Annotated in this window: 15 protein-coding genes; 11 read left to right on the top strand and 4 right to left on the bottom strand. The window is 41.1% G+C overall.

Annotated elements, in window-relative coordinates; translation table 11 throughout:
• Window positions 1-174 precede the first annotated feature (174 nt).
• The 5 genes from B3209_RS06215 to B3209_RS06195 are packed head-to-tail and all read left to right on the top strand — an operon-like array spanning window position 175 to window position 3,965.
• On the top strand, window positions 175-399 hold the full coding sequence (locus B3209_RS06215; protein WP_296662177.1) for a DUF3791 domain-containing protein: 225 nt from the start codon (window positions 175-177) through the stop codon (window positions 397-399).
• Window positions 396-575, top strand: coding sequence for a DUF3990 domain-containing protein (locus B3209_RS06210; RefSeq protein WP_295797956.1), 180 nt, complete (start codon window positions 396-398; stop codon window positions 573-575). Before B3209_RS06215 ends, B3209_RS06210 begins: the two co-directional genes overlap by 4 nt.
• On the top strand, window positions 568-798 hold the full coding sequence (locus B3209_RS06205; RefSeq protein ID WP_296662176.1) for a hypothetical protein: 231 nt from the start codon (window positions 568-570) through the stop codon (window positions 796-798). The genes B3209_RS06210 and B3209_RS06205 overlap by 8 nt, the downstream gene beginning before the upstream one ends.
• Window positions 799-818: 20 nt before the next feature.
• A complete protein-coding gene (locus B3209_RS06200) occupies window positions 819-977 on the top strand; it encodes a hypothetical protein (protein WP_296662175.1) in 159 nt (52 codons plus the stop codon).
• A gap of 3 nt (window positions 978-980) precedes the next feature.
• The gene (locus B3209_RS06195) at window positions 981-3,965 is read left to right on the top strand and encodes a type I restriction endonuclease subunit R (protein ID WP_296690267.1); all 2,985 of its coding nucleotides are present in this window, start codon (window positions 981-983) and stop codon (window positions 3,963-3,965) included.
• A 167-nt stretch (window positions 3,966-4,132) separates the two neighbouring features.
• Here B3209_RS06195 and B3209_RS06190 read toward each other — a convergent pair whose 3' ends face one another.
• A complete protein-coding gene (locus tag B3209_RS06190; RefSeq protein ID WP_296662172.1) occupies window positions 4,133-4,567 on the bottom strand; it encodes a MarR family winged helix-turn-helix transcriptional regulator in 435 nt (144 codons plus the stop codon).
• A 133-nt stretch (window positions 4,568-4,700) separates the two neighbouring features.
• Between B3209_RS06190 and B3209_RS06185 the strand changes: the two genes are divergently transcribed.
• From B3209_RS06185 to B3209_RS06170, 4 genes are read left to right on the top strand one after another with little or no spacing between them, the layout of a single operon-like run.
• A complete protein-coding gene (locus B3209_RS06185) occupies window positions 4,701-6,020 on the top strand; it encodes a TolC family protein (protein ID WP_296690186.1) in 1,320 nt (439 codons plus the stop codon).
• A gap of 33 nt (window positions 6,021-6,053) precedes the next feature.
• Entirely contained in the window at window positions 6,054-6,980 is a 927-nt protein-coding gene (locus tag B3209_RS06180) for an efflux RND transporter periplasmic adaptor subunit (RefSeq protein ID WP_296690184.1), read from the top strand.
• A 3-nt stretch (window positions 6,981-6,983) separates the two neighbouring features.
• Window positions 6,984-10,148: an efflux RND transporter permease subunit gene (locus B3209_RS06175; protein ID WP_296690181.1), complete on the top strand. Its 3,165-nt coding sequence runs from the start codon at window positions 6,984-6,986 to the stop codon at window positions 10,146-10,148.
• Window positions 10,149-10,167: 19 nt separating this feature from the next.
• On the top strand, window positions 10,168-10,458 hold the full coding sequence (locus B3209_RS06170; RefSeq protein ID WP_296662168.1) for a PG0541 family transporter-associated protein: 291 nt from the start codon (window positions 10,168-10,170) through the stop codon (window positions 10,456-10,458).
• Between the two features lie 222 nt (window positions 10,459-10,680).
• Here the strand turns inward: B3209_RS06170 and B3209_RS06165 are convergent, their stop codons facing one another.
• Together B3209_RS06165 and B3209_RS06160 are read right to left on the bottom strand one after the other, a co-directional pair.
• Complete coding sequence (locus B3209_RS06165) at window positions 10,681-11,211, bottom strand: aldo/keto reductase (protein ID WP_296662167.1); 531 nt, start codon at window positions 11,209-11,211, stop codon at window positions 10,681-10,683.
• Window positions 11,165-11,392, bottom strand: coding sequence for an aldo/keto reductase (locus B3209_RS06160; RefSeq protein ID WP_296662166.1), 228 nt, complete (start codon window positions 11,390-11,392; stop codon window positions 11,165-11,167). Before B3209_RS06160 ends, B3209_RS06165 begins: the two co-directional genes overlap by 47 nt.
• 99 nt (window positions 11,393-11,491) lie before the next feature.
• Between B3209_RS06160 and B3209_RS06155 the strand changes: the two genes are divergently transcribed.
• Together B3209_RS06155 and B3209_RS06150 are read left to right on the top strand one after the other, a co-directional pair.
• Window positions 11,492-11,932 (top strand): MerR family transcriptional regulator, encoded by a 441-nt coding sequence (locus B3209_RS06155; RefSeq protein ID WP_296662165.1) that lies wholly within the window; start codon window positions 11,492-11,494, stop codon window positions 11,930-11,932.
• The gene (locus B3209_RS06150) at window positions 11,929-12,507 is read left to right on the top strand and encodes a DapH/DapD/GlmU-related protein (RefSeq protein ID WP_296662164.1); all 579 of its coding nucleotides are present in this window, start codon (window positions 11,929-11,931) and stop codon (window positions 12,505-12,507) included. The genes B3209_RS06155 and B3209_RS06150 overlap by 4 nt, the downstream gene beginning before the upstream one ends.
• Before the next feature lie 390 nt (window positions 12,508-12,897).
• On the opposite strand, the gene B3209_RS06145 is transcribed toward B3209_RS06150, so the two are convergent.
• Window positions 12,898-13,047, bottom strand: a complete 150-nt coding sequence (locus B3209_RS06145) for a hypothetical protein (protein ID WP_296662163.1) — start codon at window positions 13,045-13,047, stop codon at window positions 12,898-12,900.
• Between the last annotated feature and the right edge of the window lie 362 nt (window positions 13,048-13,409).

Here is a 13,409-nt window from a genome sequence, read left to right as displayed (position 1 = left end):
TTTTATTCTTTCAAAATTTTTCAACACAATATAATCAATAAATATTATCATTAATTAGGATAAATTTTGAAATTCTGAATATGCATTTAGATAAGCACGCATTGGAACATTCCCTTTTCCATTATTTTCCTATGCCACAAAGTATGTTATAATTTATCTATAGGAATTGTGCTTATGTCAAATCAGGAGCAAAATCAAATCCGGTATACAGTCGCGTGTGTGAATGAATTCGCGCAGGCTAAGTCGCTTTCTAAAACTCAGTCATTTTTATATCTGCTGGAGCACAAGGCTTTGGATTTTCTTACGGAATTTTATGATGTTGAGCATACGCTTTCTTTTGCTGATGCGGTTTCTGATATGACGCAGATTTGCCAGAAAAACGGAGACAAGATTCAATGACGCTTTATCACGGTTCAAATGTTGACATTCAGTTTTTCAGGCAGTTTTCGGACGGGCTTATTTCTGTTGAAACTTTAGTAAAAGAAATGGAATTCAAGAAATTGACAGACCAATATTCGTTTCATACAGAAAAAGCGTTGTCATATCTTTTAAAAACTGGGGTTGAAAATGTCTAAGCAGGAACAGCTGATTGAATACATCACGGATGATGTTGTTTCTTTTATAATGGAAGATTTTAAAGTCCCGGTTCTTGAGGCAATGCAGCGGCTTTACACATCAGAAACTTTTTCAAAGCTGAACAATATTGAAACAGGTTTGTATCTTGAAAGTCCCTCTTATATTTATGATATTTATAAGTCAGAAAAAGAAAACGGCCGAATCATTCAGCAGGAAATTTAAATAAACCGGAGACAGATAAAATGCAATTCGACGAGCACGCACTGGAACTTTCCATTATTGAACTGTTTGAGAAAGCAGGCTACGCACACCTTACTGGAAGCGAAATCCACCACGACAAAACGGAAGTTCTTTTGACTGATGTTCTTAGAAATTTTCTTTTGTTCCGATATTCAGACTAGAATATTACTCAAAGCGAAATCTCGGCAGCTGTGAATAAAATCAAAAATGTCTCTTCGGATTTGTATGATGAAAACAGGCGGATTTTGGATTTTATCTGCAATGGCTTTACAATTCGTCGCGATGATTCTTCCCAAAAAGACCTTTTTATTAATCTGATTGATTTTGAGAATCCTGAAAACAATATTTTTCAGATTGTGAATCAGCTTGAGGTTCAGGGCAGGGAACAGCTTCGTATTCCTGACGGAATTGTTTATGTGAACGGAATTCCGCTTGTTGTTCTGGAGTTCAAGTCTGCAATCAGGGAAAACACTACGATTGAGGATGCATACAAGCAGCTTGCCGTGCGCTACCGCCGCGATATTCCGGAACTTTTTAAGTACAACGCTTTTGTAGTGATTTCCGACGGCGCAAATTCCAAGATGGGATCGATTTTTTCGCCTTATGAATATTTTTATTCCTGGCGCAAAGTTGAAAGCGCAGACAAGGAAGTTGACGGAATCAGTTCCTTAATCACGATGATTAACGGATGTTTCAGGCCGGAGCGGCTTCTTTCTGTCATAAAAGATTTTTTGTATTTTCCGGATTCAAGCGACAATGAGCTAAAAATCGTCTGCCGTTATCCGCAGTTCTTTGCTGCAACAAAACTTTTTGAAAGCATAAAATCTTCCATAAAACCGAATGGCAGCGGCAAGGGCGGAATTTATTTTGGCGCGACAGGCTGCGGCAAAAGTTACACTATGGTTTTCTTGAGCCGACTATTGATGAAATCAACTTCGCTTAAAAGTTCGACCATCATTGTTATTACCGACAGAACTGATTTGGATGATCAGCTTGGGAAACTTTTTCTTAAATCAAAAAATTATATCGGCGACCAGAATATTGAAACAATAGAAAACCGTTCCAGTCTTGGCGAAAAACTTCGCGACCGTCAGAGCGGCGGCGTTTATCTTACAACGATTCAAAAATTCTGTGAGGACACAAAGCTTCTTTCTGAACGCCCAAACATCATTTGCATAAGCGATGAAGCCCACCGTTCGCAAAACAATCTTGATGAGAAACTTGTGGTAAATGATGAAAAGGGAATTGTCGAGCACAAATTTGGTTTTGCAAAATATCTGCACGATTCTTTTCCGAATGCAACTTATGTCGGTTTTACAGGAACTCCGATTGATGAAATGGAAAAAGTTTTTGGCGAAATTGTAGACACTTACACGATGAAAGAATCTGTTGCCGACGGAATCACAGTGAATCTTGTTTACGAAGGACGGGCTGCAAAAGTTTTTCTTGACCACAAAAAGATTCTTGAAATTGAAAATTATTACGCGCAATGCGCAGAGCAGGGAGCAAACGAAAATCAGATTGAGCAGAGCAAAAAGGCTGTTACAAATCTTGAGGCGATTTTGCGCGACCCTGATGTTATAAAAGCCGTTGCCGAAGATTTTATAAATCATTATGAAACACGGGGGCGCGAAGGGGCGACTGTCTTTGGAAAAGCAATTTTTGTCTGTTCTTCCCGCGAAGCTGCGTTTGACTTATGGAAGGAAATTGTTCACCTTCGCCCGCAGTGGAATGAAAAAAGACTTTGTCCAGAAGATGCGACCGTTTCTGAAAAAGAAAAAAAAGAACTAAGACCTATAGAAAAAATAAAAATGGTGATGACCGAGAACAAGGCGAAAGATACAAAAGAACTTTTTGAGCTTCTTGGAAACCATGAATACCGCAAAGAGCTTGACCGCCAGTTCAAAAATGAAAAATCTAATTTTAAGATTGCAATTGTCTGCGATATGTGGCTTACAGGTTTTGATGTTCCTTCACTTGATACAATCTATATTTTTAAACCGATTCAAAAACATACATTGATTCAGACAATCAGCCGTGTAAACAGAACTTTCAAAGGAAAAGAGAAAGGACTCGTTGTCGATTACATCGGAATCAAAAAGGCAATGAATGAAGCCTTGAAAAAATATACTGATGGCGAACAGGAAGAATTTGAAGACTCTGAAAAAGCTGTTGTAATTGTGAAAGACCAATTGAGCGTTGTCAATGCAATGTTCAACAAGTTTGATGCATCGCTGTATTATAACGGAACGCCGTTTCAGCAGCTTGAAACTTTGAACAAGACCGTTGAATATGTTCAGCTTACTGAAGATTTGGAAAAACGTTTTATGGAAGCTGCTCGCAAAATGAAAAAGACGTTTAACCTTTGCTCTACAAGCGAATCATTTTCCGTCGATGAAAAAAATCAGATTAATTTTTATATTGCAGTCCGTGCGATTCTTTTTAAACTTACAAAAGGCGATGCTCCTGATATTGCCACGATGAATAGCCACGTTTCAAAACTGATTCAGGAAGCGATAAAATCTGACGGTGTAGAGGAACTTTTTCAGGTCGGAAAAAATGTAAACTTTGATTTATTCAGTTCTGAATACCTTGAAAAAATTAACAGGCTTCCGCTTCCCAATACAAAAATCAAAATACTTGAGCAGCTTTTAAAGCAGGCAATCGGTGAATATAAGAAAACGAACAAAATAAAGGCGACAGAATTTTCCGAACGATTGAACAGTCTGATTATCGCTTACAACAATCGTTTTGCCGACGGCGACCTTGCAAGCAAGGTTCTTGATGATGTTGCAGAACAATTGAATCAGCTTTTTGCCGATATGATGGAAGACAAAAAATCCTTTGAAGCTATGGGAATTGATTTTGAGAAAAAAGCGTTTTACGACATTCTTGTAAGCTGTGCCAAACGATTTAATTTTGAGAATCAGTATCCAAAAGAAAAAATGGTTGAACTTGCAAAAAAGGTCAAGTTTCTTGTTGCCCAGAATGTAAAATATACGGACTGGAATCACCGTCTGGATGTAAAGGCTGAAATGAAGGCAGATTTACGGATTCTGCTTGATGAAAACGGCTATCCTCCGGTCCCTCGCGAAGAAGTCTTTAAGGAAGTTTTTGACCAGGCAGAAAATTTCAAGAAGTATGAGTAATTATTAAGCATAGGCAATGACGCTTTGTCTAGAAAATCATAAAAAATAAAGTAACTAAGTTCCCCGAATAAAGTAACTATATTTCCAAATATAGTTACTTTATTTTAAAACATAGTCACTATATTTCCCCAACATACTGGGTATATTTTTCTGCCTCTTACCAACTCCTAGCACAATTTTTCGTATATTTTTAAAAGAAACTCTCTAAGCGTGCTTTTTCCGTCTTCTGAAAGCCATTCGGTGAACTTGTCTTCAAGCAGATTTTTGTCCGCCTCGTTTTTTGAGCAGAGTTCCATTCCTTTTTCTGTTATGGCGACATTTTTTGACATTCGGCCGTTTTTCAATGTCATTTCCGTTTTTACAAGGTGTTTTTCTTCCAGGCGCTTGATTATTCCGTTTGTCGTCGGGTGCGAGACTTCAAGAAATGTTTCAATTTCTTTCTGTGTCGTCTGCTGGTTTTTCGCCTCGTGGACAAAAATCAGGACTCTTAGCTGCGCAAACGTTATTCCGAGCGAGTTTAAATTTGCATTCACCTGTTTTTCAAGTTTCTCATCAATTTTCTTAAAAAGAAATCCAATGTCGTTTTTGTGGCTGTCGTTCATCAGTCATATTTTATAACGCAAGAACAATTTTTTAAAGTAAATTTAGCAATTAACTGTAACTTGCTACAGTTAATATCGTTTTGTATGTAGTATGCTACAGTAAAACACTGCATGAACTTATTGGAGGTCGATTTTGGCTCTTTATAGAAAAATTGTTTTTTTAGGGATTTTTTCCTTGTTTTCATTCGCTATTTTTGCAGAGGAAAAACTTGTTCTTACGGCGGACAAAGCTGTTGAGAAGGCTTTGGAATCTCATGTTGACATAAAACGTTCCGAAATTTCGCGCGGGCAGGCAAAGCGTGAGTATAAGAATTCGTGGAACAAGGTTCTGCCGTCTGTTTCTGCCGGAGCCGCCGCTTCCGAAAAAAAATCCTGGAAGGACTCTGATTCAGACATTGTGAATGGAACTCTTTCTTTTTCTGCTTCTCTTTCGCTTGATGCCGGAATTGCTTCTTCAATAAAGGCTCTGCGTTCTTCTTATGAGGCAGGGGAGATTTCCTATGATGAAACTGTCCGCAAGACCGAAAGCTCTGTCCGCACTGAATTTTACCGGATTCTTTATTTAAAAGAGCAGCTTGAAAATGCGCGGAAAACTCTTGAAAGCTACGAAAAGCAGTTTGAGCAGGCAAAGGAAAAATATTCGCGCGGAACTGTAACCCAGCTTGATTTATTGAGCGCGGAAGTGAACGTGGAGACCGCAAAGCCTGATGTTGACAGCGCGCGCACAAATTTTTCAAACGCGCTGAAAGAATTTCTTGATGCAATCGGAATTGACCAAAACCTTAATGTTGAGCTTGAAGGAACTCTTGATGATGCGGAGCGTGTTCTGAAAATTGACCGTTCTGTTCTTGAAAAGTGCGTGGAAAATTCTTCGGAAATAAAGATTCTTGAAAAAAATCTTGAGACGGCGCGCCACACAAAAAATGCAACATATTCTTCTCTTAGGCTTCCAAGCCTGAATTTGAGCGCAGATGTTTCGCCAGAAATTTATTCCTACGACAAGAAATCAAAAAGCGGAGCGGAAAATCCAAGCTGGAGCGTTTCAGCTGGAATCTCACTTCCTGTTGACAGCTGGATTCCAGGCTCTTCTGCTTCTGTGAAAATAGCCGCGCTTGACGACACCATAAAAGATTATGAAGTTCAGCTTGAAAATCTAAAAAAGACTGTAAAAACTTCCGCCGCCGAAAAATTCGAGGCGATTGAGCTTTCGCAAAAAAACATAGCCGCCCGGAAAATGAACGTGGAGCTTGCCCAAAAATCCTACGAGATGACAGAGGACGCATACAGGCGGGGAACAAAAGACCTGCTTTCCTTGCAGGACGCGCTGGACAAGCTAAGCTCGGCAAAACTTCAGCTCCGCTCGGAGCAGTACGCGCTTTTGTCAAACGTTCTGTCGCTTCAGGAAATGCTTTCGCTTCCGTCTGAAACTTTTTTTGAATCAGAAAAAAATTAAAAGCAAGAAAATAAATATATTTGAGGTGAAAAAATGAAAATCACAAAAAAACGACTTTGCTATACAGCCGGCGCGATGGTTCTTCTTGGAATTGTCGCTTGTCTTCCAAAACGAAAAATGGAGCTTCCGCCTGTTGAAAAAACTGTCTATCCTGTCCAGCTTGAAACAGTTCAAAAATCAGACTTGCAGGAATATCTTTTGCTAAGCGGAAACGTAAAGGCCGACAACACGATTTCTGTCTTTCCGGATATGGCAGGAAAGCTTGTGAATGTGCCGGTTACTCTTGGCTCTTACGTAAAAAAAGGGCAGGTGATTGCTGAGGTTGACCCTTCAGTTCCAGGCTCTGTTTACGCGAAAAGCCCGGTTTACGCTCCGATTGAAGGCTATATCACGTCTCTTCCGCTGACTCCGGGAACAACCGTTTCTACCTCGACAGAAATTGCGCAGATTGGAAACATAAAAAACCTGCAGATTGAGTCAAAAGTTCCGGAAGGAAAAATCGGCGTCCTTAAAAATAATCTGACTGCGGAAATTTCACTTGAAGCGTACAAGAACGAAACTTTCCCGGCTCATATCTTTAGAATCAGCCCGATTGTTGACGAGACTTCGCGCACAAAGGAAGTCTATTTTCTTTTTGACACAAACGATTCAAGAATCAACGCCGGAATGTACGTGCGCATAAAACTGAACACGGTTCTTCACAAAAACATAATTTCTGTTCCGTCGGACTGCATTGTTACAGAAAGCGGAAAAAAATACGTCTATGTTGCCTCGGAAAATGATGAAAAGCTGGCCGTTGAAAAACGCGAAATTGAAGAGGGCGTTACAGTTGACGCACGCACTGAAATCACAGCAGGACTGAATGAAAATGAAGAAATTGTTGTGAGCGGAATGCAGGTTCTTTCAGACGGAGCTGAAGTCCGCGATGTGAACAAAAAGACAGCGCAGCAGGGGGAATAGGTTATGAGCGTTTCAAAAAAAGTTCTTGAACATCCTGTCCTGACAATCTGTGTTTTCGCGCTTGTTGCGATAGTCGCGTTCTTTACGCTTGGAAACATTCAGATTGACTTGATGCCGGATATGGATATGCCGGTCGCAATGATTATGACAAGCTACGACAACGCTGGCCCTGAATCAGTTGAAAAATCCGTCACAGAAGTTCTTGAAAGCGGACTTATAAGCGTAAGCAATCTAAAGGAAATGACTTCTGAATCTTCGGAAGGCTCTTCGCTCATAAAGCTTGAGTTCAATTACGGAACAAACATCGACACCGCGATAAACGACATACGCGACAAGCTTGATATGGTAAAAGGAAGCCTGCCGGATGACGCGGACTCTCCGCAGATTTTCAAGTTTGACTCAAGCGCAATGCCGATTATGACTCTTGCTCTTAACGGAAGCCGCTCGGCGGACGAGCTTAGAAAACTTGCCGATGATGAAGTTTCTGACCGTCTGGAGCAGACAGCCGGAATTGCCCAGGCCACGGTGCGCGGCGGCCGGGAGTCAATTGTAAGAATCGAGCTTAGCCAGAACAGGCTGGACGCCTACGGATTAACTCTTTCTTCTGTTGTAAGCACGCTTGCAAGCCAGAACATAGAAGTTGGCGGCGGCTCAGTCTATGAGGGCACAAGAAAATATATGGTGCGCACGACAGGCGAATTCAGTTCAATTGACGAGATAAACGGCACTGTTGTTGGAAGCGCAAACGGCTACGACGTAAAGCTTTCGGACATTGGCGAGGCTTTTTTAGGCTACAAAGACCAGACTAGCGAAGTTTTTATAAACGGAAAACCGGGCGTTTACATAAGCCTTCAAAAGCAGAGCGGAAGCAATTCCGTGAACGTTGCGAATGCGGTTTATAAAAAAATCGAGGAAATTCAGTCTATTCTGCCGGAAGGCGTTTCCCTTGACATAATTTCCGATGACTCAACTTCTGTGCGCGACACTTTGAATTCTCTTGTAAAGTCAATTCTTGAAGGATTTGTTCTTGCGGTTCTTGTTCTTTTTTTATTCCTGCGGAGCGTAAAAAGCACGGTAATCATGGCGATTTCAATTCCTTTCAGCGTGTTGATTACAATTCTTGTGATGGTCTTTAGCGGAATCACCTTGAACATGATTACAATGACCGGGCTTATTCTTGGAATCGGAATGGTCGTTGACGCTTCTGTCGTTGTCCTTGAAAATATTTACTCATACAGAATGAGGGGAACGAGCGCGAAAGTTTCTGCGGAAATCGGAACTCAGGAAGTAATGTCCTCTGTAATTTCCGGAAACCTTACAACAATCTGCGTTTTTATTCCGTTCTTTGTGTACAAGTCAAAGCTCGATATGCTCGGCGAGCTTTTTACAACGCTTATGGTTGTAATTATAATCGCGCTGCTTTCATCTCTTGTTGTCGCAATGTTCCTTGTCCCGGTTCTTGCCGGAAAATTTCTTCCAGTTGACAACAGGGCTGAAGTTCCTATAAAGAACAAATTCCTTAAAAAATGCGACTCTGCCGTGGAAAACGCAATCAACTGGATTCGGGACAGATACCGCGCCGCTTTAAGGGTTGCGCTTCATCACCGCTTTGCAACTGTCCTTGTCTCATTCACAGTTCTTGCCTCGTCGTTTTTGCTTTTCAGCCATCTGCGCGTAAGCTTTATGTCGAATTTCAATGATTCAGAAGTTGGGCTGAACGTGGAGCTTCCGCTTGGAACAAAACTTTCCGAGACAAAAAGCGTCCTTGAGCAGTTTTACCAGATTGCAAAGGACGAAATTAAAGGCTACGAGAACATTATTGTAAGCGTGGGCTCTTCCAGCGGAATGGCTTTAAGCTCCGACACTTCATACAAAGGCTCTATAAGCATAACCCTTCCTGACGCCTCAAAGCAGATTGACAATGCCGACAGCGTAAAGCAAAAGCTCCGCCGCCATTTTGAGGATTTCCCTACAGCCACGTTCACTTTTGACGACGGAAAAATGCAGCAGATGACAGGAAGCGACATTGACATTGCTCTTTCTGGAAGCAGTCTTGCAAAACTTATTGAGACAGGAAATCAGATAAAAGACCTTATAAAAGAAAAAATTCCTGAAGCTACAGAGCCAAGCCTTGACATTGAGGAAGGACTTCCGCAGGTTGAAATTCAGATTGACCGTGCGCGCGCCTCGTCATTCGGAATCAGCGTAAGCTCAATTGCAAACGAGATAAACTACAGCATAAACGGAAAAACCGCCACAACCTACCGCGCAGACGGAGATGATTACAGCGTGGTTGTTCTGCTTAACGACCAGGACAGAGGCGACATTCCAGACCTTGAAAAAATCTATGTGAACGGAACAAACGGACGCTACGCTGTTTCAAATTTTGCGCAGGTTGTGCGCGGAACAGGTCCTGTCTCAATTAACCGTGAAGACAAGACAAGGACAGTCCACCTTACCGCAGGAATTACAGCCGGTTCTAGCGCAGGCGAAGTTGAAAACCAGATAAAGCAGGCAATAAACGAAAATATGGTAATCCCGGAAGAAGTCAATGTTTCTTTTGAAGGCTCCTGGAAAGACACGATGAGCACAATGAAAATTCTTCTGATTGTAGTTTTCCTTGCCGTAATCCTTGTGTTCGGCGTAATGGCAGGAACTTATGAGTCGTTCAAAGACCCGTTCATAAATATGTTCACGCTTCCGTTCCTTATTGTAGGCGTTGTTTTGATTCACCTTGTTACAAACCAGGCGTTCAGCATGGTTTCAATGCTCGGCGTAGTTATGCTTGTAGGAATTGTTGTCAATAACGGAATTATTCTTGTTGACCAGACGAATCTTCTTGTGCGCCGCGGAATAAAAGTCCTTGAAGCGTGTGAAAGCGCCGGAGCCTCGCGCCTTCGCCCTGTTCTTATGACAACGCTCACGACAATTCTTGGAATGATACCGATGGCGTTCTTTGGAGACGCGAATTCCTCAATGACGCAGCCAATCGGACTGTGCATAGTCGGCGGACTTACATCAAGCACGGTTGTAACGCTTTTTATAATTCCAGTTTTGTATTCGCTTTTTAACAAAAAAGAAGACAGCCAGAAAAAAAATGAAGTTGCGCCGGAGCTTTTGGCAATGCTGAAAGAAAACGCAAAGAAAACTCAATCTGCTAATTGCTAATTATAGAAAGGAAAGAAAAATGATAAGAATAGAAATAATCGCAAACCAGTCAGTCCACGAGGAAATCATAAAAAATCTGGAAGCCGTAATCCCGAACTTCTGCTATTCGCTGATTCCGCTAGTTTACGGCCGCGGAAAAAACTCCTATAAACTTGGAAGCACAACCTGGCCGGAAACAAACTTTATTCTAATCGCATACTGCCCCGAAACCGCCGAAACCGACATTCAGACAGTAATCGAATACGAAAAGAAAAAATTCCCTGATGAAGGAATAAAGATATTTGTGCTGCACGATAAAAAGCCGGAATAGACAGACGGGGGGGGTAGCTGCGCTGGGGGGGCGATTTGAAAACTTATTACGAGAATGAAGAGGGAAGGGCATTCTCGTAAAAGTGCGCGCAAATAACAAGTTTACCAAGTCAAAGAAAATTCGACCAGTTCAGGAGTTTCAGGTTTTCCGATTACTGGCTCTTTTTTATCTAGTGAGCTAAGTTGTGTCATTTCATCAGAATTCAGCGTAAAATCAAACAACTCAAAATTTTCTTTGATTATGCTCTAGTTGAGTGCTTCTTGGAATAACGGAAATGCCTTTTTGTGTCAGAAAGCGAAGCAATATTTGTGCTGGAGTTTTTCCGTATTTTTCAGCGAGCGTAAGCACAAAAGGCTCTTTAAACATTTCGTTGCGGTTTCCCTGACCAAGTGGCGCATAAGCCATGTGTGAAACCTGTTTTTTGTCCATCCAACTGCGTTCCGTGCTGCGCTGGCAGTAAAGGTTTGTTTCAATTTGATTGACAGCCGGAACGACATTGTTGTAGGCAATCAAATCAAGAAGCTGGTCTGGCTCAAAGTTGGAAACGCCGATTGCCCGAATTTTTCCTTCATTATATAGCTTTTCCAAAACACGCCATGCCGCATAGTAATTGGCAAAAGGACAGTGCAAAAGCAACAAATCGATATAGTCAGTTTGCAAATTAGCAAGCGACTGCATAACCGTCTGTTCTGCATTTTCATAGGACTTAAAATTCACCTTTGTAACAAGAAACTTCCTTGCGGTCAATTCCATTCATCTTTATACCCATTCCTGCTTCTTTTTCGTTTCCGTAGGCTTCTGCTGTGTCAATCATGCGATAGCCTGTCTTTATTGCGTTTTTAACCGCATTGGTGCAACTTTCTCCATTCAGCATAAATGTGCCAAAACCCACAAGCGGCATTTTAAGATTATTGTTTAGCGTTAGATATTCCATGTAATCCTCCATAAATCAAAATTGAATCATTCAATGATTCGTGTTAATATTATTCTAATAAGTTCGTGTAACACGAAGTCAAGAGGATTTTAAAAAATTATGCACTATACGATTAAGCAAATGGCAAAAATGTTCGATGTTACAGAGCATACATTGCGTTTCTATACAGACAAAGGCTTGCTGCCCTGCGAGTGCGATAATGGCAACCGCCGGGTGTTCAATGAGGAATCCGTCAACTGGATGCAAGGTATTAAATGCTTAAAAGGCTGCGGTGCATCAATTGAGGACATTCAGGAATATTGCCGCTTGTGCCTGTTGGAAGAATCAAAAGAAAATATCCGGGCGTGTTATGAAATAATTTTAAAACAGCGGGATGAAGCTTATAAAAAGCTGGACAAGGCAAAATCTACCGTAAAATATATGGATGACAAGGTTTCTCATTATGAAGATATTCTTGCCGGGCTGAAACCAGATGACACGAACCCCAAAAACTGGACGGCAGAAAATCGCCCATCACATAAAAAGAAGGAATTATTATGACAATTTATGATAGAGCAAAAGCTGGTGAACCTATTAATATGCGTACTGATGACGAGTATAAACGCATTTGCGGTCCAGAAATGGTGCGTAGTAGAACATTGTGCCATCGTATAAATATGCTTGAGCCATATGATGAAAAGGTACGAAAGTTATTTGATGAATTATTTGAAGGTCGGCTTCCTGAATCATCAAATATTTTGACACCTGTGTATATTGACAGGGGTGCAACAATCAATATTGGAGAAAATGTTTTTATAAATTGGGGATTTAATACGGTATCAACAGGAAGTATTACGATAGAAGATGGTGCAATGATAGCACCAAATGTGTCTATGCTTACAGCTAATCATGACTTGAATGATTTACAGATAATTATATGTAAGCCGATTGTGATTAAGAAAAACGCCTGGATTGGTGAGGGTGCAAAAATTTTGCAGGGAGTTACAGTTGGCGAAGGTGCAGTTGTTGCTGCAGGAAGTATTGTTACAAAAGATGTTGCACCAAGGACTATTGTTGGTGGCAATCCGGCCAGATTTATAAAAAATATTGAAAATAAAATGGAAAAGAAGTTATGAAGCAGTGAGATCTCGAACTTCAGACTAATGGACGAGTAAAGCACGACGACCTTCAGCGCATTGATTGGCTATCAGGTGAGGAAAACAGCAGCATAGCTTTTTATTTGGGCGTTCCCCGACATCCTGCCGCACAAGAAACTTCGCTTCTTGCAATTTTTTTCTGCCCCTAATCCGCCATCCGTGGCGGATTCAACTTCCGCAGAATAATTGCCTTTGGCGGCAAATGTCGGGTCGGGCTTTTCGCACTTCGCCGTCTAACCGCGGCTCATTCCTGAACTTCGTTCCGGAACTGCTTTGCAGGTGCTGCAATCCCTAACGTGCGTTCGCTACGCTCACTACCGAGTTTTTGCAAAGCAAAAACTCGCGGCGAACCGCAGGTTTGCAAAATCCCTAATGCAAATTCACTTTATCTAAAAATTCTTTTGGTATAACGGCTTTGACAGAAGAAAGTCTGTAGTCCTGAATGTTTCTTGTGATAATGATTTTTGTCCCGGCGTTTTTTGCGCAGAAAGCCTGAACTGCGTCTTCAAAATCTGACATTGGAGAATCAAACGCCTGATTTTTCTGTTTTCCGTGCGGTCAAGATTTTTTCAGCGTCAATTTCACTTGGAATCAATCCTGCGATGGCATTAAGCGAATCAAGTTTTTTCTGAATCCGACGGAAGGACTTTTAGTCCGTATCGGGAGGCACTGTCCTTGAATTTTGCCGGATTTTCAAAAAAATCAGAATATGAAACGACAATCATTTTTTCCTCCAATTCTGTTTTGAATATAGCATAGAAAAACGGAATTTTCTATAAAAAAAACATTAAGACTTTCTCCATAATCAAAACTTATACTGGCTAAAAGAAACTTGTATTTTAAATATTTTTCTGCCTGGTTTATATTCTAGGCATAAAGAG

This window comes from Treponema sp. UBA6852, assembly GCA_002449305.1.
Lineage (GTDB): Bacteria > Spirochaetota > Spirochaetia > Treponematales > Treponemataceae > Treponema_D.
Note: the sequence above shows the minus strand (reverse complement) of the source record. Positions and strands in the feature narration are given on the sequence as shown.

Bases quoted from the DNA above. Each gene is read 5' to 3' on its own strand.
- B3209_RS06155 (WP_296662165.1), top strand. From the start codon at position 11,492: ATGCACTATACGATTAAGCAAATGGCAAAAATGTTCGATGTTACAGAG.
- B3209_RS06145 (WP_296662163.1), bottom strand. From the start codon at position 13,047: ATGTCAGATTTTGAAGACGCAGTTCAGGCTTTCTGCGCAAAAAACGCC.
- B3209_RS06200 (WP_296662175.1), top strand. From the start codon at position 819: ATGCAATTCGACGAGCACGCACTGGAACTTTCCATTATTGAACTGTTT.
- B3209_RS06190 (WP_296662172.1), bottom strand. From the start codon at position 4,567: ATGAACGACAGCCACAAAAACGACATTGGATTTCTTTTTAAGAAAATT.
- B3209_RS06165 (WP_296662167.1), bottom strand. From the start codon at position 11,211: ATGGAATTGACCGCAAGGAAGTTTCTTGTTACAAAGGTGAATTTTAAG.
- B3209_RS06205 (WP_296662176.1), top strand. From the start codon at position 568: ATGTCTAAGCAGGAACAGCTGATTGAATACATCACGGATGATGTTGTT.
- B3209_RS06175 (WP_296690181.1), top strand. From the start codon at position 6,984: ATGAGCGTTTCAAAAAAAGTTCTTGAACATCCTGTCCTGACAATCTGT.
- B3209_RS06170 (WP_296662168.1), top strand. From the start codon at position 10,168: ATGATAAGAATAGAAATAATCGCAAACCAGTCAGTCCACGAGGAAATC.
- B3209_RS06215 (WP_296662177.1), top strand. From the start codon at position 175: ATGTCAAATCAGGAGCAAAATCAAATCCGGTATACAGTCGCGTGTGTG.
- B3209_RS06150 (WP_296662164.1), top strand. From the start codon at position 11,929: ATGACAATTTATGATAGAGCAAAAGCTGGTGAACCTATTAATATGCGT.
- B3209_RS06160 (WP_296662166.1), bottom strand. From the start codon at position 11,392: ATGGAATATCTAACGCTAAACAATAATCTTAAAATGCCGCTTGTGGGT.
- B3209_RS06180 (WP_296690184.1), top strand. From the start codon at position 6,054: ATGAAAATCACAAAAAAACGACTTTGCTATACAGCCGGCGCGATGGTT.
- B3209_RS06210 (WP_295797956.1), top strand. From the start codon at position 396: ATGACGCTTTATCACGGTTCAAATGTTGACATTCAGTTTTTCAGGCAG.